Source organism: Variovorax sp. Varisp53, assembly GCF_059491555.1.
The window spans coordinates 3,581,372-3,603,773 of the sequence record NZ_CP168512.1 but is presented as its reverse complement, the minus strand read 5'-3'; the positions used below and the strand labels follow the sequence as shown (position 1 = coordinate 3,603,773).

The window sequence follows — 22,402 nt, the reverse complement described above, 5'->3', positions numbered from 1 at the left end:
TGGTTGCGGTCTGGAAAGTACTGTATAAAAATACAGTTAACAGTCTTCACCCATGGGCCTCCCTTTCCTCGACTCCTTTTCCGCTGCCGCGGGCCGCGGCGTCTGGCATGCCGACGAACTCGGCTTGGCCGACGCGCAGGTCGCCGCCACCGGCCACGCCGCGCTCGATGCGCAGCTGCCGGGCGGCGGCTGGCCGGTCGGTGCGATGACGGAACTGCTGCAAACCGCACCCGAGGCCCATGTCTGGCGGCTGCTGCTGCCCGCGCTGGCGCAGGCGGTGCAGGCGCGCGGCGGGCCGGTGGTGCTGGTCGGTGCGCCTTACGAGCCCTGCGGGCCGTCGCTCGCGGCGCAGGGGCTGCCGGTGGAAGCCCTGATGTGGGTCAGGAGCGAGGCTCCGGCTGCGCGGCTGTGGGCCTGCGAGCAGGCGCTGCGCTGCGCGGACATCGCCGCCGTCGTGGCGTGGCTGCCACAGGCGCGGGTGGGCGAATTGCGGCGGTTGCAACTGGCGGCCGCGCAGCACGAGGTGCTGCTGTTCGTGTGCCGGCCCGAATCGGCCGCGCTGTCGGCCTCGCCGGCGCGGCTGCGCATCCGCGCCGGACGCTGCGAATCGGATGCGTCGCAGATCGAGTTGCACATCCTCAAGCGCCGCGGCCCGCCGCTGGCTGCGCCGGTGATGCTGCCGGCGCGCAACGAACGCATGGCCGCGCTGCTGGCCGCCGCCCGGCTGCGGCGCAAGCTGCGGTTGCAACAGTCGGGCACGGTGCCGGCCGGCGAGACGGCAGCGCCTTCGGCGACCGTGGTGCGCATCGACGCGTGGAAAGGAGGAGGCCCGGATGCACTGGATCGCCTTGCAGTGGTCGCTTGACGCCGACATGCCCGACGCTCCCGCGCTGCCCACGCCCGAATCGCTGGGCTGGTGGGCGCTGCAGTACACCCCGCACGTCGCCTGGCAGGACGAAGCGCTGATGCTCGAAGTCTCCGCCTGCGAGCGCCTGTGGGGCGGGCGGCTGCAGCTGATGCGCCAGTTGCTGGCCGCCAACCCTGCGCCCGATGTGCGCATGCTGGGCGCGCAGGGCGCCACGAGCCTGATCGCGCTGGCGCGGCTGCGCCTGTTCGAGCGCGACGAGAACAGGCCCCAGGACATTCCGGCTGGCCTGCCGCTCGACACCCTGAGCGCCGCGCGCGACCACCTCGACCTGCTCGCGCGCCTGGGCTGCCGCACCTGGGGCGATGTGGCGGCACTGCCGCGCGGCGGCCTCACGCGGCGCTTCGGCACCGGCTTGCGCGAGGCGCTCGACGCCGCCTGGGGCCTGCGCCCCGAAAGCCATGCCTGGCTCACGCTGCCCGACGTGTTCGAGCAGAAGCTCGAACTGCCCGCGCTGGCCGAGACCGCGCCCGAACTCATGTGGTCGGCCAACCGGCTGCTGTCGGCCCTGCAGATCTGGCTGCGCGCCCGTCAGCGCGGTGCGTGCGCGCTCGAGCTGCAATGGACGCTCGACCTCAAGCGCTTCAACGGCGTGAACCTGCCGCCGCACCAGCAGGTCACCGTGCGCACGGCCGAGCCCACGCAGGACATGGCGCACCTGCGCCGCCTGCTGTCGGAAAAGCTCGCCCTCACCACGCTCGCGGCGCCCGCGAGCTGGCTCAGGCTGCGCACGCTCGAAACCGATGCGTGGGCCGGCGCCAGCACCAGCTTCCTGCCCGAGGACAACCGCAAGGGCGACAGGCTGCACGAGATGGTCGAGCGGCTCAGCGTGCGGCTCGGAGCGCAGCAGGTGGTGGTGCCGTCGGCGCAGGCCGACCACCGGCCCGAGCGCAAGCAGGCGTGGCGGCCCGCGCTGCAAAAGGAGAACGCGCCCGCCAAGGCCCGCAAGGACGAAAAAACCGCAGCCTCGCAGCCCGATGCCATCTATCCGCCGTGGCTGTTGCCCGAGCCGCTGCTGCTCGAGATGGACGGCGAGCGCCCGTGCTACCGCGGCCCGCTGAGCAGGCTGATCGGGCCGCAGCGTGTCGAGGCCGGCTGGTGGGGCGACAAGGAAGACGGCGGCCAGCCCGCCATGCGCGACTACTACGTCGCCGAAAGCCCCGAAGCCGGCCTGGTGTGGATCTTCCGCGAGCGGCCCTCCGCTCGTTTTTCGTCCGGCGAGGTGCGCTGGTACCTGCAGGGGTTCTATGCCTGACCTGAGCGGCAAGCAACTGCGTGGACGCAACTCGGTGAAGGTGCATGCGCTGCCTTTGCCGCTGCGCGGGAAGCCCACGTTCACGCTGCCCGACTACGCCGAGCTGCATTGCCTCACCCACTTCAGCTTCCAGCGTGGCGCCTCGACGCCGGAGGAAATGGTGGAGCGGGCCTACCAGCTCGGCTACACGGCGCTGGCGATCACCGACGAGTGCTCGGTGGCGGGCATCGTGCGCGCGCATGTGGCCCTGCGCGACCTGCCTGCGAAGCTGGACGAGTACGAGCGCGAACATCCCGATGAGCCGCCGATTCCGCGCAATCCCGGTTTCCGCCTGCTGTTCGGCAGCGAGTTCCAGTTCGAGCGCTTCAGGCTCGTGGTGATCGCGAACGGCACCGAAGGCTGGGGCAATCTCTGCGAGTTCATCACCGCCGCGCGCAACACCGAACTGCCCAAGGGCGAGTACCGCGTGAGCTGGGAAGACAGCGACGTGGCCTCGCTGCGGGACTGCCAGGTTCTTTTCGTGCCGCAGCGCAACCCCGGCGGCGCGATGGACATGGCGACGCTGCACGAAGACCTGATGGCTGCCAAGGCGCTGTACGACGACAACCTCTGGCTGGCCGTGGAGCTGTTCAACGAGCTCGACGACGACCTCTGGTTCGTCACGCTGATGCAGGCGGGCGAAGAGGCCGGCGTGCCGCTGGTGGCGGCCGGCGACGTACACATGCATGCGCGTTCGTGCAAGCCGCTGCACGACGTGCTGACGGCCGTGCGAGAGGGGAAGACCGTGGCCGAGTGCGGCTTCGCGTTGCAGTCGAATGCCGAGCGGCACTTGCGTCAGCGCGTGCGGCTGGCGGAGCTCTATCTGCCGCAGATGCTGACGAACACGCTGGTGGTGGCAGGGCGGTGCAGCTTCGATCCGAATGTGATCCGGGAGAACTACAAGTACCCGCTGGAAAACCTGGGCAGCGACGAGACGCCGGCGCAGGCGCTGGCGCGCAAGACGTGGGAAGGGGCGCGGAATCGCTATCCCGACGGCATTCCCGACAAGGTGCGGGCGCAGGTCCAGAAAGAGCTCGACATCATCATCGGCCTTGAGTACGAGATGTTCTTCCTCACCGTGGAGGACATCGTGCGCTTCGCCCGCTCGAAGGACATTCTTTGCCAGGGGCGCGGGTCGTCGGCCAATTCGGCGGTCTGCTTCTGCCTGGGCATCACCGCCATCGATCCGGAGAAAGGCACGCTGCTGTTCGAGCGCTTCCTGAGCCGCCACCGCCGCGAGCCGCCCGACATCGACGTCGACTTCGAGCACCAGCGGCGCGAAGAGGTCATCCAGTACATCTACGACAAATACGGCCGCGAGCGCGCCGCCATCGCGGCCGTCGTCATCTGCTACCGCTCGCGCAGCGCGTTGCGCGACGTGGGCAAGGCCATCGGCATCGACGAGCGGCTGATCGACGAGTTTGCGAAAGACCACTACTGGTTCGACGACACCGTGCTCGGAGAACAGTTGTTCAAGGCGGCCGCGCGCGTGGGCGTGGAGGAGGACGAACTCAAGCTGGTGCAATGGATCGAGATGACGCAGCGGCTCAAGGGCTTTCCGCGCCACCTGAGCCAGCATGTGGGCGGCTTCGTGCTCACGCATACGAAGCTCACGCGGCTGGTGCCGGTCGAGAAGGCCTCGATGAAAGACCGCTCCGTCATCCAGTGGGAGAAGGACGACCTCGAAGCCATGGGCATGCTCAAGGTCGACGTGCTCGCGCTCGGCATGCTCAGCGCGATCCGCCGGGGACTCGATCACATGAACCGCTGGCGCAACTCGGCGATCGAGATGCATCACATCCCCAACGACGACCAGAAGGTGTTCGACATGATCTGCGATGCCGACACCATCGGCGTGTTCCAGATCGAGAGCCGGGCGCAGATGTCGATGCTGCCGCGCCTGAAGCCCCGGACTTATGAGGACCTCGTGATCGAGGTTGCCATCGTGCGGCCGGGGCCGATACAGGGCGGCATGGTGCATCCGTATCTCAAGCAGCGCGAGCGGGTGCGCAACAATCTGCCGATCCATTACGAGAAAGAAGAATTGCGCGAGGCGCTGGGGCGCACGCTGGGCATCCCGATCTTCCAGGAGCAGGTGATGCAGATCGCGATGATCGCGGCCAAGTTCACTGCCGACGAGGCCGATCAATTGCGCCGCGCCATGGCCGCGTGGAAGCGCAAGGGCGGCCTGGGCAAGTTCCACGACAAGCTCGTGCGGGGCATGGTCGATAACGGCTACAAGGCCAGCTTCGCCGAAGCCATCTTCAAGCAGGTCATGGGCTTCGGCGACTACGGCTTTCCCGAGAGCCACGCCGCCAGCTTCGCCCTGCTGGTCACGATCAGCAGCTGGCTCAAGAACTACGAGCCGGCCTGCTTCCTCGCGGCATTGCTCGATTCGCAGCCGATGGGCTTCTACAGCCCCTCGCAGCTCGTGCAGGACGCGCGGCGCCATGGCGTGGAAGTGCGTCCGGTCGACGTCACGAAGAGCGAGATGGACACCACGCTCGAAGCCCGCGCGCTCGATGCGCCGCGCATGCCGCCGGGCACCGATGCGCGCTACGCCGATCGCCTGGGCAACGAGAACCAGCCCGCGGTGCGGCTCGGCCTGAAACGGATATCGAGCCTCAGCAAGCAGGGCGCCGAGCGCCTCCTCGAAGCGCGTGCGCAGGCGCCTTTCACCAGCACCGAAGACCTTGCCCTGCGCGCCGAACTCGACGGCAAGGACATGGCCGCGCTGGCCGCAGCCGATGCACTGATGTCGCTCTCGGGCCATCGGCGCCAGCAGGTGTGGGACGCCACTGCCACCCGCGGCATGGGGGCCGAGCACCGGCCCTGCTCAAGGGCGTACCGATCCACGAACAGGCGCTGCTGCTGCCGGCCGCGCCGGAGGGCGAGGAGATCGTCGGCGACTACGCCGCGCTCGGCCTCACGCTGCGCCGCCATCCGCTCGCGCTGCTGCGCCCGCGCCTCGCGCGCATGAAGCTCTTGAGCGCGGAGCAACTGCGTGCGCAGCCCAGCGGCCAGACCGTGCGCGCCTGCGGTATCGTCAAGGGCCGCCAGCGGCCCGGAACTGCCAACGGCACCATCTTCGTCACGCTGGAGGACGAGACCGGCAACGTCAACGTGATCGTCTGGAGCCATGTCATCGAGGCCTGGCGCGAGCCGCTGCTGAAGTCGCACCTGCTCGCGGTGCAGGGCACGTGGCAGCGCGACGACGACAGCGGCGGCAAGGTGCAGCACCTGATCGCCACCGGTTTCAAGGACCTGACGCCGCTCATGGGCCGGCTCGCGCAGAGCAACACCAGCCGCGATTTCCATTGACGGGCAAGGGCGAATGCAACCGATCGTTCCATGCCTCGCGCACCCTTCGACTTTTCGCTAACCTGTTTCTCCCATGTCCGCACTCGCTCTTGACTCCGCTGTCGACACGCCGATCGGCCCGCCGCCGCCCGCGCCCGACGTGCCCATACCTGTGCCGCCCCCACCGCCGCCCGGACTTCCGCCCGAGGGAGATCCGCCACCCGTGGAGCCGCCGTTCACCGATCCCGGTTTTCCGCCGCCCGTGGTGGAGCCTCCACCACCCATACAGAGAACCGGCGAGGTGCCGTTCGGAAAACTGCATGCGCGGCGGCTGCGCGAGATCTACCGATCCGCGGGGTGGCCCTGCTGCGACGCCATCGAGGTCGAACTGCTCGCCGGCGGCTACCTGGAGCGCGTGCGCGCCGTGCATGGCCACGAGACGCTGCGCGTGACCGACGCCGGCATTGCGCGCATCGCCACCACGCTCACCATCAACCGCGCGGCGCTGTCGCCGCACGAAGCATTGGTCGAGCGCGTGGCGCGCGAGATGACGCGCGGCGGCCGCATCGCATGGCGCGGCCTCGGCCTGCGGGCCCGCCTGCCGCCGCTGGAAGAGAACGGCAAGCCGCGCTGGTGCGTTGCGCGGCCCGATGTGTTCTCGATCCGCAATACCAGTGTCGAGGCCTATGCGCACCCCATCGTGCACGAGGTGAAGGTGAGCCGCGCCGACCTGCTGGGCGACCTGCGCAAGCCCGACAAGCGCGCGGCCTACCTCGACCTGGGCGGCGAGTGCTGGTACGTGCTGGGCAACGACGCAAAAGGCCGCTGCATCGCCACGCCCGAGGAGGTGCCGGCCGAGTGCGGCGTGATGGTGCTCGAGGGCGAGCGTCTCGTGGTGGCACGCGCGGCCGTGCATCGCGCGTTCGATCGCATTCCGTTTGCGGTGTGGCTTGCGCTGGCCAAGGCGCAGCCGGTCGAGGGCTTCGAGGACGACGCGCAGGACATGCTGATCTGAGCCGTTTCCTTGCGCAGTTCAGTGCAGGGGATAGGAGCCCAGCAGCTCGTGGCGGAACGGGGACGTGAAATGCGAGCGCACCAGGCGGAACTCGGTCGCCGTCCAGCGGATGGGGGTTCGCAATGTGGGCCCTGCGGCATGCTCCGAGTGCCGTGCGATCGTGATGTGCGGCGTCCACACGTGAACCAGAAGGGGAAAGCCGGCCCGCAGCAACACGTGGGTGATGTCGCGCTGAAGGCGTCGCAATCCTTCGTGCTCGGACAGCTGCATCACCGAGACATTGTTCGGCCAGGTGCATGAGCGATCGAGCGTGAGTTCCAGCGGCTGCGTCGACACCTCGGCGAGCGCGGCACGCAGCCGTTGCTCGGCGTCTTCCTGTTGGTCGTCAAGGTACTGAAGCGTCAGGTGCAGGCGCTCCGGGGGCGGAAAGGAGCAGCCGCGGGGCCACAACCAGTCCTTGCGGTGAGTCTCGATGTCGGCCTGGACTTCCCTGGTAGGAAAAAGCCCGATGAGAAGCTGTCTGCGAGCAGCCATTGCGCACCTCCATCAGGATTCGGATGGCCACCAATTCTCGGCCGTCGTGCGGATCACGCGCGCCGCCTGGACGCGAATGTCGTCCCTGTCGCGGGCTACCTTGAAGGGCCAGGTCGAAATCCGGCCCGTGCGAGAGCGGGAGCGGGCCTGCAACGGGTGCAGCCGGGAGAAAAAAAGAACCTGCGCAGAGGGCGCAGGCGGATTGGCGGTGGTCATGGGCGTCGCCTTGAAGTTGTTCTTGGAGACGACGAATTCTAGGCAAATACTGTGTTTGTGTACAGTATGTTTCCGGGCTCGAGAACCCTGAGGAAGGCGGCTCTCTAGGGCTGGACGGGTACGCCGAGCAGGGCGTCCAGGTCGATGGCCGCCGCCATCGCCTTGTAGCCGGCATCGCCCGGATGCAGGTGGTCGCCCGAGTCCATTGCCGCCTTCAACCGCGAGGGGCGGGCCGGGTCGCGCAGCAGCGCATCGAAGTCGACCACCGCGTCGAACGCCTTGCTCTCGCGAATCCAGCGGTTCACGGTCTGGCGCACCTTGTCCTTGTCGGACGAATAGTGGCCTTCGAGCGGCGTGCCCTCCAGCGCGCGCTCGGTCGGCGCGATGGTGCCGGCCATGATGCGCACGTTGTGGGCATGGGCCATCTCGGCCAGTTGCCGCAGGCCCTGGATGACGGCTTGCGCGCTCACCGCGGGCTCGTTCGGTGCGAAGGGGCCGCCGGGCCAGCCGATGTCGTTGGTGCCCAGCAGCACGACCATGGCGCGCACGCCGGGCTGGCTGAACACGTCGCGGCCCGCGCGCTCCAGGCCGGCGCGGCCCATGCCGTCCTTCAGCAGGCGGCCACCGGAGATGCCGGCGTTCAGCACCGCGACGTTGCGGCCCGCCAGCCGTTCGGCCAGCGCGTCGGGCCAGCGGGTGTTGGCGCCGGGCGTGGAGCCGTTGCCGTCGGTCAGCGAATCGCCGAGGGTGACGACGGTGATGGGTGGCCGCGGCGTCTCGACCATGAGGCCGCTCACGTAGACGCGGGTGCTCCACGCGGTGGCCGTGGCAGGCAAGTGCTGCGCCGCGCTCAGGTCGCCGTCGGCCACGTAGGCCGTCTGGCGTGCGTCGAAATGAAAGCCCGCGGGCTGGCTGGGCTGCGGCAGGTAGAGCGACACGGCCACCTCGGCGAGGGCAGGCAGGGCAATGTCCACCGGGTCGCTGACCAGCCGCGCGCCGGGCGGGATGGTGGCTTCGGCCTGCCCGCCGAAGCGCAGCGGCCGGTCGCTGCCTTCGACGACCGCCGAGCCCTCGGCATGCCGCGCCACGCGCGCCGCACCGATGTGCAGCGGCGTGGCGCCGCCTTCGTTGCTGATCGCCACGCGCAGCCGCGAGCCGCCGATGCTCAGCCGCGCGACCTGCCGCACGGTCTGCCGGTTGAACTGGAACGGCAGGCCGGTGGGCAGCACGAAGTCGCCGTTCCAGATCGGCTGCGTGCTGGACATCCAGCTGGGGCTCCAGTGCGCGGCGGCCGGTTCGGCCACCGAGCCGGCCGCCATGCCGGCCAGGGTGAGTGCGAGGGCGCCGTGGCGCAGGATCGATGCGAATTTCGGGGTTGTCATGGGAGTCCTTCGATGAGCGGTGAAGCCAGGACTCGACTTTCTTTCATGCGTATCCGGATGGGTAGACGGCAGAATGGCATGCAGACCATTCCATATTCGAATACATCATGGACACCCTGCGCGCCCTCGAAGCCTTCGTGCACAGCGTGGATATGGGCAGCCTGTCGGGCGCGGCCCGCGCGCTCGGCACCACGCAGCCGACCGTCAGCAAGCTGGTCGCGGGACTGGAACGCTCGCTCGGGGTGCGCCTGCTGCGGCGCACGGCGGCCGGCCTGAGCCTGACGGAGGAGGGGCAGCGCTTTCATGAGCGCGCACGGCGCATGCTGGAGGACTACGGCGACGCGGTGTCCGATGCACGCGAAGGCATCCAGCAGCCGCGCGGTCTGCTGCGCGTGAGCGCGCCGGTGACGATGGGCCAGCGGCATCTCAATGCGATGGCGCTGGAGTTTCTGGGCCTGTATCCGGACATCGAACTGGAGCTGGTGCTCGACGACCGCTTCGTCGATCCGCTGGAGGAGCGCATCGACGTGTCGCTGCGCGTCGGCGGCGCCTTGCCGCCCGACCTCGTTGCGCGCCACCTGGGCACGTGGCCGCGCGTGCTGGTCGCCTCGCCCGAGTACATCGCGGCGCGCGGCAAGCCGCGCAAGCCGCGGGACCTGCTGGCGCACGACTACCTGCGCTACGCGTCAGGCGACGACGGCGTGCTGCTGCAAGGCCCTGAAGGCTCCGTCACGGTGCCGGTGCGCAGCCGCTACCGCGTGAACAACGCGGTGGCTTTGCTCGACAGCGTGCTCGGCGGCGCAGGCATTTCGCTGCAGCCCACCTGGATGGTGGCCGATCTGCTCGCGCAAGGCCGGCTGGTGCGCGTGCTGGGCCGCCACACCGGCCCGCCGCAGGAGGCGCACCTGCTGTATGCCCCGCGCCGCCAACTGCCGCTTCGAGTGCGCGTGCTGGTGGACTTTCTGTCGGAGCGGGTGGCGAAGCTGCCGGGCGCCTCCCGCGCGGCTGTTTCATCTGCCGGGTCCATCGGCAGTCGCGGGCCGGCTCCCGAGTCGTTGCGAAAGAAGACGGCAGGTCAGTCGAGGCGGATCTCGAAGTAGGCCTCGTCGGCTTCGCCCAGTGCGCGGAAGCCCGCGGTCTTCGCGGCTTCGTAGGCCTTGGCCCAGGTGGCGGCCAGTGCGAGTTCGTCCTTGGTGAGTTCGTCGGCGCTGGACTCGCTGGCGTTCTCGAAAGCCTTCAGCGCGGGTTCGACGCCGTCGCCCAGCAGCTTGTCGAGTTCACGGCGGAAGCGCGACTCCGCGGTGGCGATGACGTCGGCCGGGGCGTCGGGAAAGTCGACCAGTTTCACTGTGTAGCTCATGGGCGGATGCTACGTGATGCAGGTGCCGGGAGCGGCACCTTCGCTCAGACGACCGACACAGCGGCGGACCCTGCGGCGCGGTTGTCGAAAATCGGCGGCGTCTTGACGATCGACGTGAGCGCGGGCTCGGCCGCGCGCAGCGAGGCCAGGTCGGGACGCGGACGGCGCAGCTGCGGGTCGGACGAGAACGCCGCCTCCATCGCATGCGCCGCACCGAGCACCTGGTGGTCGGCCCTGAACCCGCCCACGATCTGCAGCCCGAACGGCATGCCCGCGTGGTCGAGGCCGCAGGGCAGCGAAATCGCCGGGTGCGTCGTCAGCGTGACCACGTAGGTCAGCGCCAGCCAGCGGTAGTAGTTGGCCTGCGCCTCGCCATTGATGGTGTCGGCGTACAGCTTCGTCCACGGGAAGGGCGAGACCGGCGTGGTCGGCGACAGCACCAGGTCGTAGTCGGCGAAGGTCGCCTGGAAGCGCTTGAGCAGCCGGGTCTGCTCGGCCTGCGCCCAGGCGCTGTCGAGCAGGCTCATGCGCGCGCCCATCTCGTAGTTGGCGCGCGGGTTGGGGCCCAGGCTGTTCGGGTCGCGCTCGTAGGCTGCCTGCATGCCCGCCACGAAGGCCTCGGCGCGCAGCACGTCGAAGCAGCGATGCGCTTCGCCCATGTCGAACTCGACCTTGTCGCAGCGGCGAAACAGGTGCCGCATGGCCTCGATCTTCCGGCGGAAGGTGGCGCGGATGCCGTCGTCCACCGCGCAGGTGCCGAAGTCTTCGGTCCACGCCACGCGCAGGTTGGCCAGGTCGACGCGGGCCGGCACGAGAAAGGACATCGGGTCCAGCGGATAGCTCAGCGGGTCGCCGGCGTTCGCGCCCGCGGACGCCGCGAGTTGCAGGCAAGCATCTTCCACGCTGCGGCCCATGGGGCCGACTACCGAAATGGGCGTCCAGCCCAGCGGCTTGCGCACGCTCGGTACGATGCCCGGCGAGGGACGGAAGCCCACCACGCCGCATTTGGCCGCCGGAATGCGCAGCGAGCCGCCGGTGTCGGAGCCCGTGCACACGGGCAGCATGTCGCAGGCCAGCGCGGCCGCCGAGCCGCCGGAGGAACCGCCGGCATTCAGGTTCGGGTTGAAGGGGTTGCCGGTGGCGCCCCACACGTCGTTGCGCGAGTTGGCGCCCGCGCCCATCTCGGGCACGTTGGTCTTGCCCGCCACGATGGCGCCCGCGCGGCGCAGCCGGGCCACGAGCTCGATGTCTTCCGTCGGCACGTGGTCGCGGTAGATCGCCGAGCCCCAGGTCGTGAGCAGGCCCTCGGTGGGCTCCAGGTCTTTCACGCCCAGCGGCAGGCCATGCAGCAGGCCGAGCGTGTCGCCGCGCAGGACGGCGCTTTCCGCCGCCTTGGCCTCGGCGCGCGCGCGCTCGAAGCAGGTGGCGGTCACCGCGTTGACGAAGGGGTTCACGCGCTCGATCCGCGCGATGCACGCCTCCAGCAGTTCGACGGGCGAGACCGCCTTGCTGCCGATGAGGCGGCGGAGTTCGACGGCGGACTTCTCGACGAGCTCCGTGCCGGTGTTCATGTGGTTCATCAGTCGGCAGTGATGTTGGCGCGCGCCGCAACGGCGCGCATCAGGGGCAATTCACGGGTGATCAGTTCGCTCGCTGCGGCGGCGTTGCTGTAGGTCGGCTCCAGGCCTTGGCCCAGCAGCTTGGTGCGCATGTCGGGGTCGGCGATGGTCACCGCCAGCGCCTTCTCGAGCTTGGCCTTGACGTCGGCGGGCAGCCCTTTCGGCCCCGCCACCATCAGCCACGAGTCCATGTCGATGCCGGCGTAGCCGCTCTCGGCGAAGGTGGGCACGTCGGGAAGCAGCGCTGAACGCTTCGCGGTGGTCAGTGCAATGGCCTTGATCTTGCCGCTCTTGAGCTGGGGGATCGCCGCGCTCACGGTATCGATGCTGAACGGGATCTGGCCGCCCATCAGGTCGGTCATTGCGGGGGCGCTGCCCTTGTAGGGCACGTGCGTCATCTTCAGGCCGGTCGCATGCAGCATGGTCTCGCCGGCGAACTGGGCGGTCGTTCCGGTGCCGAAGGAGCCGTACGAGTATTTGCCCGGCGCGGCCTTCACGTAGTCGACGAACTGCTTCACCGTCTGCACCGGCACCTCGCTGTTGGCCAGCAGGATCAGCGCGACGCGCCCCGCGATGCCGATCGGCTCGAAGCTCTTCACCGGGTCGTAGGGCAGGTTGGAGCGGATCGCCGGGTTGACGGTGAATGTGGAGCCCGAGCTGATCAACAGCGTGTAGCCGTCGGGCGCTGCCTTCGACACATAGCTTGCGCCGACGACGGTGCCGGCGCCCGCGCGGTTCTCGACGACGACGGGCTGGCCCAGCTCCTTGCCGAGCCGCTGCGCAATCACGCGGCCGTTGACGTCCGTCGCGCCGCCGGGCGGGAAGGGAATCACCAGCGTGATGGGGCGCGACGGGAAACCCGTGTCCGCGGCGAGGGCGGCCAACGGTGCAAGACCAAGGCAGGACAGCAGCGCCATGCCGACCATGAGCGGGAGACGGTTCATCGGGATACTCCTGGAGCTAGGGGGATGAGTTCATCCTAGGAGTGGCGGGGCGCTGCTACAAGCGCAATGTTTAGAATTGTGGATTGCCGATTCGGCAATCGATGCAGGCCGCTTGCGGCCGCACCAACCGGGGAAATCCATGGCAATTCGCGCCTTGCAGGAAACCGCGGTCCGGTACTTTCTAGAGGTTGTGAAGACCGGTTCCGTGAAGGACGCCGCGCTCAAGCTCAACGTCGCGCCCTCTGCGGTCAGCCGGCAGGTGGCGCGGCTGGAGCGCGAGCTCGACACGCTCCTGTTCGAGCGCCACGCGCGCGGCATGGTGCCCAATGCGGCCGGCGAGATGCTGGCCGCGCACGCCAAGCGGGCGCAGCAGGACATCGAGCGGGTCACCAACGACATCGCCGGCCTGCGCGGCCTGCGCAGCGGGCATGTGCGCGTGGCGAGCACAGAGGGTTTTGCCTTCGACTTCATCCCGACGCTGATCGCGCAGTTCCGGCAAAAGCACGAGGGCATCCGCTTTCACCTCGAGGTCTGTTCGCTGGGCGACATTTCCAGGCGCGTGCGCGACGGCGAAGCCGACGTGGGCATCACCTTGAGCGCTGTGCCCGAGCCCGGCATCGAGATCGAACTGCGGCACCCCAGCCCCATCCTGGCCGTGATGGCGAGGGATCACCCCCTGGCGATGCAGCGGCAGTTGTCGCTGCGCCAGGTGGTGGCGTACCCGCTGGGGTTGCCGCAGGAAGACAGCTCGATCCGGCGCCTGCTCGACGCCAGCTGCATCCGGCAGGGTTTGCGCTATGAGCAGGCCATGTCCAGCAACCATGCGAGTGCGCTGCTGAGCTTTGCGGCGGCCGGCGGCAGCATTGCCTTCTATGGCGCGCTGTCGATGCGCACGCTGTTGCGCAGCAAGGCGCTGGTTGCCATTCCGCTCAAGGACCGCGAGATGAACGAGCGCCACCTCGAGGTCGAGACGATGGCGGGGCGCTCGCTGCCCGATGCCGGGAAAGCCTTTGTGCGGTTTCTGGTCGAGGCAGTGAAAGCCTCGGGCTGATCCGGCCGCTCGGCAAGGACCGCCCCCACGCGGATCGCGTGGGACCTCCTATAAATACGGGATGCCTGGGGAGGCTCCTTTCGGGTCAACTCGGATATTTGCAAGCATGCGAAAGCGAAGCAATGCCGAGACGGACCATCCACAGCGCGACCATCACCTTGAAACTGCCATTCGACCTGGATGCCAGCGAAGAGGTCACTGCCCTTCGGGCTGCCGGCATTCCCGTTGACGCGCAGGGCAATGCAGAACGGGGCTTTCTCTTCGTCAGGTTCGGCGAAGAAAGGGGAAAGCAAACCAACATCTTTCGATGGTTTGCCGGCGGGGTAGGGTCAGATCATCGCGATTTCCGCACTGCATCTCGATCCCGCGAACACAGTGCCGCGCGCTCAGGCGACGTGCTCAATGGCAGGATGCCCAACTAGCTTCGCGTCCAGGTCGGGTGGCCGGACAACCCCGCCTTCGCCGCTGGGGTCGAACATATACCCGACGCCCCAGACTGTCAGGATGTAAGAGAACGGCCCGTTCTGCAATAGCTTTCGAAGCCGGGAGACTTGCACATCCAGACTGCGCTCGAAAGCGCCGAGTTCGCGGCCACGCGCGACCTGAGCGAGTTTTTCCCGCGAAAGCGGCTGCCCCGCATGGCGGACCAGCACCTTGAGTATCGCGATCTGAACGGTTGTGATGCCCAGGATTTGCCCGTCCCTGCGAAGCGTGCGCGTGCCCAGGTTGAATTCGAATGGACCGAACCGGACCACCTCGTTTCTGCTCGAAGGACCGCCCGGCTCCTCCCTCGGAGGGCTGCGCCGCAGAATTGCCTGGATACGCGCTCGTATTTCCCTGGGATTGAATGGTTTGCGGACATAGTCGTCAGCGCCCATCATCAATCCCGCAATTCGATCGGTATCTTGCGCCTGCGCACTGAGAATGATGATAGGGATCCGGATGCCATTGGCTCGCAGCCGCTGACAGATCGAAAAGCCATCCTCGTCCGGCAGCAGCAAGTCGAGCACGATGAGGTCAATCGCGCGGCGACGCAGGATCGACGAGAGCGATGCACCGTTCTCGGCCTCGAATACTTCGAATCCCTCTTGCGAAAGGTAGCTGCCTAGCAATTGCCGCACGCGGAGGTCGTCATCAACTATCGCGATCGCGTCGGCTCGGTGGGCTATCGTCATGGAAGCAAACTTTGTTAAATGAGAATCTCGGCCGTGTCTCGGTGTTTTGCGGGGTTATAGGGCCGCACCAGTTGATTGATCAAATCCATCAAATTCGGCCAAAGGGCTATTTGCGGAGCGAAAAAGAAGCCTGTTCCGAACCCTGTTGTTTCCAATTGACACGATAAATGAAATTCAGTCGCTCATATTTCAATGTAATCCTTTGATCGATTCAGGATGCAATAAAAACAAATGTGAATAAATTGGCGTTTATACGGGTGAATGCATAATTCGGGCTGAGGCGAAAGCTCCATTTACGATTGTTTCTATTTAGAGTCCGCGGCTCGCACAGGGAGGCATTGAGCACCGGAAACACCGGCGCCCGCGCCCGCAGTTCTTGCGGAGCGCATTGCCAGGACAGACAGGTTATGAACCGGATTTTTCGCGTCATCTGGAACGACGCACTCGCCCTTTGGACCGTCGCTTCCGAATTGGGACGTGGCCACGCAAGATCTACCTCAGCCACGCAGGGCGTGGCCCTGCTAGCCGCCACTTTGCTGGCGGCTGCTTCCTTGCCCGCCTCCGCCGCATGTACGACGGGTACGAATGCCAATGCGATCAATTGCACGGGAAACCAGACCACGACCGTCGGGACGGGCCCAGCCACGGCTGACAACACCTCAGTAGACGTGCAGCCGGGTGCGCTGATCGACACGGGCAACAGTTCCGCGATCAGCCTTGGCAACCAAGCCACCATCACGGTCCGAAGCGGCGCCACGGTCCGGAACGTCTCCACCAACGGGAACAGTCCTTACCCGGGCGGCATCGGCGCCAACACGATCGAGTTCAACAGCAACAGCACCCTCACTATCGAGCAGAACGCCAACGTCTTCGCGGATGGAACTGCCGGCAATTCGGAGGCCGTGAATCCCGTGGGCAGCGGCAACACGATCATCAATCACGGAACCGTGCGATCGACCCACGCGGCGATCTGGTTCCAGGCGAACTCCGGCCACAACACCATCCTCAACACTGGCACGATGGAAGCGGGCTATGTAGCAGGCAGCACCAACCCAGGCATTGCCACGGTGTTCGGTGCCAACGGCACCTCTTCCGTCGATTTCACCAACAAGGGCAGCGTCATCGGCTCGCTCAACTTTGCCAACGGCAACGACTCGCTGCATGTCTACACGGGGTCTTCGATCACCGGCAACATCAGCGGCGGCGGCGGTGCCAACCTTCTCACGCTCGAAAGCGACAACGGTGGCGCCTCGACGTTTGCTCCGCTTTCCCTGGCTGGATTCCAGACGCTGCAGAGCAACGCCGGGGTCTGGACCTTCAACGTCGCGCTGCCATCCTCGGGCATCACCAGCACGACCGTCAATGGCGGCACCCTGATCCTCGGTGCCAGTGCGAGCGCCTACACAGGCAGCATGACGGTCGGTTCGGGTGGCGTGCTGCAAAGCAGCGCGCAATTCGCGCCGGCGGCGATCACCGACAACGGACTCGTGCGCTTCGCCCAGCCCGACAACGCCACCTACGCCGGCCTGGTGAGCGGCTCGGGCGGCATCGAGAAGACCGGCGCGGGCACGCTCACGCTGGCGCAGGACCAGACCTTCACAGGTACCACCACGGTCAGCGCTGGTGTGCTGCAGCTCGGCAATGGCGGCACCACCGGCGCAGTGAAGGGCGACATCGTCGACAACGCAACGCTGACCGTCCAGCGCTCGAACGCGCTGACGCTATCAGGCACCATCAGCGGCACCGGCGCACTTGTGCAGGCCGGCACGGGCACCACGATCCTCACCGCAGACAACAGCTACGCAGGCGGCACCACCATCAGTGCGGGAACGCTGCAGCTCGGCAACGGCGGCACCACGGGCAGCATCGTGGGCAACATCCTGAACAACGCGACGCTGGCCATCAATCGCTCGAACGCGCTCACACTGTCGAGCACGATCAGCGGCACCGGCTTGCTCGTGAAAGAGGGCGCCGGCACCACGACGCTGACCGCGGCCAACAGCTACAGCGGGGGCACTGCGCTCAAGCAGGGCCGATTGAACGTCGGCAACAGCCTGGCGCTGGGCACCGGCGCGCTGGCAATGGACAACGGCACCACGCTCGGCTTCGCCGCCGACGGCCTGAACCTCGCCAACGCCATCGTGCTGACCGGCAGCGAAGATCCGGTCATCGACACCGGCAGCTTCAGCGCAGCGCTCAGCGGCAACATCAGCGGCAGCGGCTTTATCACCAAGCTGGGCAGCGGCACCCTCACGCTCTCGGGCGCCAACAGCTACACCGGCGCGACCGACGTGGCCGAAGGCACCCTGAGGGCAGGCGCGACCGGCACCTTCAGTGCGGCCTCGGCACACACGGTGGAAAGCGGTGCCACGCTCGACCTCGCGGGCTTCAGCCAGACAGTGGCCTCGCTCGCCAACAGCGGCACCGTCTCGCTAGTGGGCACCGCACCGGGCACCACGCTCACCGTCACCGGCGCCTATGCCGGCAACAACGGCGTGCTGCGGCTGGGCACCTTCCTGGGCGACAGCAGCAGCGTGAGCGACCGGCTGGTGCTCGACGGCGCGAGCGCCTCGGCCAGCGGCCGCACCAGCGTGCAGATCACGCAGCTCGGTGGCCTGGGCGCACTGACCACGGGCAACGGCATCGAGGTGATCTCGGCGCGTAACGGTGCCACCACCACCGCGCAGACCACGAAGGACGCCTTCTCTCTCGCAGGCGGCCACGTCGATGCGGGCGCCTACGAGTACCGCTTGCATGCCGCCGACGCGAGCGGTGCCGGCGAGAACTGGTACCTGCGCTCGACCACCACGGCGACGGTATTGACGGCAACGCCAGCGACAGGCGGCACTGGCAGCACAGGCCCGATCACCGTGCAAGTGCCGACCTACCGCGCCGAAGTCCCGCTGCTGTCCGCATTGCCCAGCCAGGTGCGCCAGATGGACCTGGCCATGATCGGCAACCTGCACCAGCGCATCGGCGACGACGACGTCAAGGCCGGCGGCCCCGCATCGAACGGCACCGGGCGCCGTGCCTGGGGCCGTGTGATCGCCACCGACATCGACATCCGCCAGCAGGGCACCGTCAGCCCGCACAGCAAGGGCAACGTCAAGGGCTTCCAGGCTGGCACCGACCTCTTCGCCACCTCGAACTGGCGTGCCGGCGTGTACGTCGGCCAACTCGACGGCCGCGTCAGGGTCAACGGCTTCGCCAGCGGCATCGCCAACCTGGCCGTCGGTTCCAACGACCTGCGCAGCCAGTACCTGGGCGCCTACGGCACCTGGACCGCCGATTCGGGCTTCTATGCCGATGCCGTGCTGCAGGCCGGGCGGCATCGTTACACCATCGAGCCGTTTTCGACCTCGCGCAGCGCGGGCAAGGGCGACAGCCTGATGGCGTCCATCGAAGTGGGCCAGGCCTTCGCGCTAGGCGAGAGCGGCTGGAAGATCGAGCCGCAGCTCCAGCTGATCCACCAGCACATTGGCCTCGACAACATCGCGATCTCCGGTGCGAACGTGCGGCAGGACAGTGACGACGGCTGGATTGCGCGCGTCGGCGTGCGCCTGAAGGGCGAGATGGCCACGGCGCTCGGCACGCTGCAACCGTACGGCCGCTTCAACCTCTACAAGGCGAGCAGCGGTGCCGACGTGGCCCGCTTCATCGGACCCGCCGCCACGACCGACATCACGGGCCGCACCGGTTCCACCGTCAGCGAGCTGGCCGGTGGCCTCACCCTGGCGCTGAACCAGACGACCAGCATCTACGGCGAAGTCGGCAAGCTGTGGGCCTCGGGTGGCGCGACGGATGTGAAGACTTCCCTGCAAGGCTCGCTCGGGCTGCGCATGAAGTGGTGAGAGTGCGCCGCGTCATGAGTCAGTTCTTGGCGCGGTGCCGTCTTGTGCCGGCAGCCGGGAGGAAGCCCGGCCAGGACAAGAATTCAAAGGTATCTGCCAGCCCCCCTATGAAGCCGGACATCGATCTTCCCTGGACTCCTTTCAGCTTCGATGGTGTGGCAACCTGGTTGTGTCCGAATCTGTGGGATGAGACGAAGCACGTTCCCTTCAGGGGGGCGTTATTCGTTCTTTCCTACAGCGCATCAACCATTTTCTTTTTCTCGGTAGTGATGATTCCCGTCGGGTTGCTTGTTTCCGTTCCGTTGATGACGACGCTTGCGATCGCACTCATCCCCGGGACGTGGTTCGGTATCGCGATGGGTTTGCTTTCGGGGTGGCATTTCAGAAGAAAAGTGCATAGAAGATCCAGGCGGCCATAGCATGGCGGCCCTTGCCGGGCAAGACCTCAGGCCGAGGCCCACTCCAGCGCCTGGCCCACGCAGTGCAGCGCGGCGACGAGCTCGGCGTTGGTCGCCAGGCCGAAGCCGAGGCGGAACACACGGGGCTCGTCGCCGAACCAGGGGCCCGGCGCCAGCCGAACGCTGCGTTCATGCAGTGCCGCCTGAAAGCGCTGCAGCGCCGCATCGTCATACACCTGCGGCTTCAGCCGCACGCAGCACAGCGCGCCGGCGTCCGGACGCACCCATTCGATCCGTGCGGCGTGGCGGCCGACCCAGGCTTCGAGCGTTCCCAGGTTGTGCGCGAGATGCCGCCGCCGCGCGCCGACGATGTGCTCCCCTTGCTTCAGAACCGTGGCCGCCAGTGCCTCGTCCAGTGGCGAGCACGAGATCACGGTGTTGAACTTTGCCGTGACCAGCGTTTGCCGCAGCGCCGCGTCGCGCACGATCGCCCAGCCGACGCGCAGCCCCGCGGCGCCATGGCACTTGGAGAGCGACGCCACCGTGACCACCCGAGGCCCCAACGCACTGGCGCTGGGCAATGTCGAATCTTCGCCATAGGCCGCCTCGCGATAGGTCTCGTCGACGATCAGCCAGGCGTCGGGCGCATGCGTGCGCATCAGCTCGGCTACTTTGCGCAGCGTCGACGCCGGGATAGCGACACCCGAGGGGTTCTGCGGCGAAGCGAGGCTCACGATGCGGGTCTTTGGCGAGAGCAGCGCGCGCAGCGCCTCGGGGTCGAGCCGGTAGCCGGCGTCGAAGTTCAGCGGCAGCGAGCGCACGGTCGCGCCGACCGCACCGAGCGTATTGCGCGCGAGCGGAAAGGCCGGTTCGGCGATCACCGCTTCGTCGCCTGGCCCGCAGAGCGTGAAGGCAAGGAGAAACAGCGCATGCATGCCGCCGACCGTGACGACCACATCGTCGGCATCCACGCCATGACGTGCGGCGATCTGCGCGCGCAGCTGCGCACCGCCCGCCGCGGTGCCGTAGCCCAACTGAAGCGCCCCGATCTCCGCCTGGTTGGGGCCGAGCAGTTCGCCGAGCCAGAGGTTCGGTCCCACGCTCTCGGCCAGGTCGTGGCGCGGCGCGCTCGAGACCAGCGAGATGATGTCGTTGTCCGGAAATCGATCCATGGCTTCTCGTACCCGTCTTGTGTGGCTGCCTTCGATGGTGCAAGCTCCAGGTTCAAGATAACAGCCACAGTTTTCTGAAATTGCGACCAGCACAGTTGAATCCATGACGCTCGAAATACATTCCGCCGGCGGTGCCGATCCGCAGCCCGCCACGCGCTTTCGCTACGAAGAGCTGGCCGATTTCATCGCCGGCCTCGTCGAGAGCGGCACGCTGCCCGCGGGCAGCCGCGCGCCATCGCTGCGCGAGATCAGCGCGCAGCACCGCACCAGCCTGAGCACTGCGGTGCAGGCCTATCGGCTGCTCGAGGACCGCGGCGTGCTCGAGGTGCGGCCGCAGTCGGGCTACTACGTGGCCCGGGCACCGGCGGCGCTGCCGCTGCCGGCGCCCACGCGGCCGCCGCTGCGCCCGACCAAGGTGGCAGTGTCGAACCTCATGCTGCAACTGCTCGAGAACGCATCGAACGAGGCCTACGTGCCGCTGGGCTGCGCCATTCCTAGCGCACGGATCCTTGCCTCCTCCAAGCTCGATCGCATCCTCGCGCGCACCGCGCGCGTGAAGGGCGCGCAGCTCAACACCTACTCACCGCCGCGCGGCGAGCTGTCGCTGCGCATGGAAATCGCGCGCCGTGCCATGCGCTTCGGACAGGCGTTGTCACCTGACGCCATCGCCATCACCTGCGGCTGCACCGAAGCGTTGGCGCTCGCGCTCGACGCGGTCACCGAGCCTGGCGATGCGGTCGCCATCGAATCGCCGACTTACTTCGGCCTGCTGCAGGTGCTGCGCATGCGCGGCCTACGGGTGGTGGAGTTGCCCACCGACGCCGGTACCGGCGTGGTGATCGATTCGCTGCGCGACGTGCTCGCCGCGGGCCAGGTGCGCGCCTGTGTGCTGGCTTCGAGCTTCCAGAATCCGCTGGGTTTCACGATGCCGATCGAGAATCGCCGCGAGGTGCTGCGCCTGCTCGCGAAGCACCGCGTGCCGCTGATCGAGGATGACGTCTACGGCGACATCCATTTCGGCGAGGAACGCCCGATTCCCTTCAGCGCGCTCGACCGCCACGACAACACCATCTACTGCGGTTCGTTCTCGAAGACGCTGGCGCCGGGCTATCGCATCGGCTGGATCGTGCCGGGCCGCCACATGGCACGCGTGCTCGAGAGCAAGTTCGCCTCGACGCTGGCCACGCCGGTGCTGACGCAGGCCGCGCTTGCGGACTTTCTCTCGAACGGCGACTACGACCGCCACCTGCGCCGCTTGCGGCGCGAGTTCGCCGACACGCTGGAGCGCATGTCGCGCGTGATCGAGGAAGCCTTTCCGCCGGGGACCAGGATCACTCGGCCAGCGGGCAATTTCGTGCTGTGGCTCGAACTGCCCAAGGCGCTCGACACGCGGACGCTGTTCGCTCAGGCGTTGAAGAAGGGCGTGTGCTTCGCGCCCGGCGTGGTGTTCTCGGCGAGCGGGCGCTATGCCCACTGCATGCGTCTGAGCGGCGGCTACGGCTGGGATGCGCGCATCGAGAAGGGCCTGCGCACGCTGGGCGCGCTCGCGACGAAGGCGCTGCGCTGAGCGAAGAGGCTGCAGCGGGAGACCCGGGGCTCACACCCGCCGGTGCGCAGCCACCCGTTCGAGCAATTCGAACAGCATCCCTCGCTCGCCGGGCGTCAGGTGCGCCAGCAGATCGGCCTCCATCTTCGCCGCGACGGTCTCCGCCTTCTTGACCAGATCGCTGCCTTTGCGCGTGAGCCGTACGTGCGCCGAGCGGCGATCGGTTTCACTGCGGCTGCGATTCAGCAGGCCGCGTTCTTCGAGCCGATCGAGTGTGATCGTGAGGTAAGGCATCGACACGTACAGCGCACGCGCAAGCTGCTTGGGCGTTACATCGCTGTTCGAGTCGACCAGCACGAGCAGCGAGAACTCGACCCGCCGCAGGTTGAAGGGTTCGCCCACGTGCTTCTCGTAGAGGGTCGAGGTGGGGATCGTGGCCTGCGCGAGGCTGTAGCCCAGCAGCCGGCGCATGCGCTCGTCTTCCAGTCCGCTGCGGTCGGGATGGCGAGCGGGTTCATGGGAGGAAGGAGGGGGGCGGGCCGTCATGGAGGCGGCCAGTGTAGCGGTCCGGCCGGACCGATCGCATCCGCCTGGCAGGCGGGCGACCGCATCGCGGCCGG

At 67.5% G+C, this 22,402-nt stretch carries 18 protein-coding genes and 1 pseudogene; 10 read left to right on the top strand and 9 right to left on the bottom strand.

The annotated features are described in order from the left end of the window. Positions 1–52 precede the first annotated feature (52 nt). From imuA to ACEOAB_RS16790, 4 genes and pseudogenes are all read left to right on the top strand, one after another. Positions 53–865, top strand: a complete 813-nt coding sequence (gene imuA / locus ACEOAB_RS16805; protein ID WP_495652982.1) for a translesion DNA synthesis-associated protein ImuA — start codon at positions 53–55, stop codon at positions 863–865. After that, positions 834–2,180 (top strand): Y-family DNA polymerase, encoded by a 1,347-nt coding sequence (locus tag ACEOAB_RS16800; RefSeq protein WP_495652981.1) that lies wholly within the window; start codon positions 834–836, stop codon positions 2,178–2,180. Before imuA ends, ACEOAB_RS16800 begins: the two co-directional genes overlap by 32 nt. Further along, positions 2,173–5,540 (top strand): annotated as a pseudogene (locus ACEOAB_RS16795) (error-prone DNA polymerase). Before ACEOAB_RS16800 ends, ACEOAB_RS16795 begins: the two are co-directional and overlap by 8 nt. A 73-nt stretch (positions 5,541–5,613) precedes the next feature. Next, positions 5,614–6,534 (top strand): hypothetical protein, encoded by a 921-nt coding sequence (locus ACEOAB_RS16790; protein WP_413750624.1) that lies wholly within the window; start codon positions 5,614–5,616, stop codon positions 6,532–6,534. A gap of 18 nt (positions 6,535–6,552) precedes the next feature. Here the strand turns inward: ACEOAB_RS16790 and thpR are convergent, their stop codons facing one another. The 3 genes from thpR to ACEOAB_RS16775 all read right to left on the bottom strand — a co-directional run bounded on the left by thpR (position 6,553) and on the right by ACEOAB_RS16775 (position 8,666). Further along, a complete protein-coding gene (thpR, locus tag ACEOAB_RS16785; RefSeq protein ID WP_413750625.1) occupies positions 6,553–7,068 on the bottom strand; it encodes an RNA 2',3'-cyclic phosphodiesterase in 516 nt (171 codons plus the stop codon). Positions 7,069–7,080: 12 nt separating this feature from the next. Next, positions 7,081–7,284, bottom strand: coding sequence for a hypothetical protein (locus tag ACEOAB_RS16780; protein WP_056592037.1), 204 nt, complete (start codon positions 7,282–7,284; stop codon positions 7,081–7,083). A 104-nt stretch (positions 7,285–7,388) separates the two neighbouring features. After that, positions 7,389–8,666 (bottom strand): SGNH/GDSL hydrolase family protein, encoded by a 1,278-nt coding sequence (locus tag ACEOAB_RS16775; RefSeq protein ID WP_495652980.1) that lies wholly within the window; start codon positions 8,664–8,666, stop codon positions 7,389–7,391. A gap of 107 nt (positions 8,667–8,773) precedes the next feature. Here ACEOAB_RS16775 and ACEOAB_RS16770 point away from each other — a divergent pair, with 107 nt between their 5' ends. Then, the gene (locus ACEOAB_RS16770; protein ID WP_495652979.1) at positions 8,774–9,766 is read left to right on the top strand and encodes a LysR family transcriptional regulator; all 993 of its coding nucleotides are present in this window, start codon (positions 8,774–8,776) and stop codon (positions 9,764–9,766) included. On the opposite strand, the gene ACEOAB_RS16765 is transcribed toward ACEOAB_RS16770, so the two are convergent. From ACEOAB_RS16765 to ACEOAB_RS16755, 3 genes are read right to left on the bottom strand one after another with little or no spacing between them, the layout of a single operon-like run. After that, entirely contained in the window at positions 9,742–10,026 is a 285-nt protein-coding gene (locus ACEOAB_RS16765) for a hypothetical protein (RefSeq protein ID WP_007834682.1), read from the bottom strand. The genes ACEOAB_RS16770 and ACEOAB_RS16765 overlap by 25 nt on opposite strands. Before the next feature lie 44 nt (positions 10,027–10,070). After that, entirely contained in the window at positions 10,071–11,597 is a 1,527-nt protein-coding gene (locus ACEOAB_RS16760) for an amidase (protein ID WP_413748652.1), read from the bottom strand. Between the two features lie 8 nt (positions 11,598–11,605). Beyond that, a complete protein-coding gene (locus ACEOAB_RS16755; RefSeq protein WP_413748650.1) occupies positions 11,606–12,589 on the bottom strand; it encodes a Bug family tripartite tricarboxylate transporter substrate binding protein in 984 nt (327 codons plus the stop codon). A 139-nt stretch (positions 12,590–12,728) separates the two neighbouring features. Here ACEOAB_RS16755 and ACEOAB_RS16750 point away from each other — a divergent pair, with 139 nt between their 5' ends. After that, positions 12,729–13,640, top strand: coding sequence for a LysR family transcriptional regulator (locus ACEOAB_RS16750; RefSeq protein ID WP_413748649.1), 912 nt, complete (start codon positions 12,729–12,731; stop codon positions 13,638–13,640). A 158-nt stretch (positions 13,641–13,798) separates the two neighbouring features. Further along, positions 13,799–14,062 (top strand): RNA-binding protein, encoded by a 264-nt coding sequence (locus ACEOAB_RS16745; protein WP_413748648.1) that lies wholly within the window; start codon positions 13,799–13,801, stop codon positions 14,060–14,062. Here the strand turns inward: ACEOAB_RS16745 and ACEOAB_RS16740 are convergent. Beyond that, the gene (locus ACEOAB_RS16740; RefSeq protein WP_056592051.1) at positions 14,027–14,815 is read right to left on the bottom strand and encodes a response regulator; all 789 of its coding nucleotides are present in this window, start codon (positions 14,813–14,815) and stop codon (positions 14,027–14,029) included. The genes ACEOAB_RS16745 and ACEOAB_RS16740 overlap by 36 nt on opposite strands. Positions 14,816–15,222: 407 nt before the next feature. Between ACEOAB_RS16740 and ACEOAB_RS16735 the strand changes: the two genes are divergently transcribed. Further along, positions 15,223–18,666, top strand: coding sequence for an autotransporter outer membrane beta-barrel domain-containing protein (locus ACEOAB_RS16735; protein WP_413748647.1), 3,444 nt, complete (start codon positions 15,223–15,225; stop codon positions 18,664–18,666). A gap of 107 nt (positions 18,667–18,773) precedes the next feature. Continuing rightward, positions 18,774–19,085 carry a hypothetical protein gene (locus tag ACEOAB_RS16730; RefSeq protein WP_413748646.1) on the top strand — a complete coding sequence of 104 codons (312 nt, stop codon included), beginning with the start codon at positions 18,774–18,776 and terminating at the stop codon, positions 19,083–19,085. Between the two features lie 26 nt (positions 19,086–19,111). On the opposite strand, the gene ACEOAB_RS16725 is transcribed toward ACEOAB_RS16730, so the two are convergent. Next, positions 19,112–20,236: a pyridoxal phosphate-dependent aminotransferase gene (locus ACEOAB_RS16725; RefSeq protein ID WP_495652978.1), complete on the bottom strand. Its 1,125-nt coding sequence runs from the start codon at positions 20,234–20,236 to the stop codon at positions 19,112–19,114. Between the two features lie 103 nt (positions 20,237–20,339). On the opposite strand from ACEOAB_RS16725, the gene ACEOAB_RS16720 reads away from it, so the two are divergent. Continuing rightward, positions 20,340–21,803, top strand: coding sequence for an aminotransferase-like domain-containing protein (locus ACEOAB_RS16720; protein WP_413748644.1), 1,464 nt, complete (start codon positions 20,340–20,342; stop codon positions 21,801–21,803). 30 nt (positions 21,804–21,833) lie between these two features. Here the strand turns inward: ACEOAB_RS16720 and ACEOAB_RS16715 are convergent, their stop codons facing one another. Further along, positions 21,834–22,328 (bottom strand): MarR family winged helix-turn-helix transcriptional regulator, encoded by a 495-nt coding sequence (locus tag ACEOAB_RS16715; protein ID WP_235507945.1) that lies wholly within the window; start codon positions 22,326–22,328, stop codon positions 21,834–21,836. Positions 22,329–22,402: the final 74 nt, after the last annotated feature.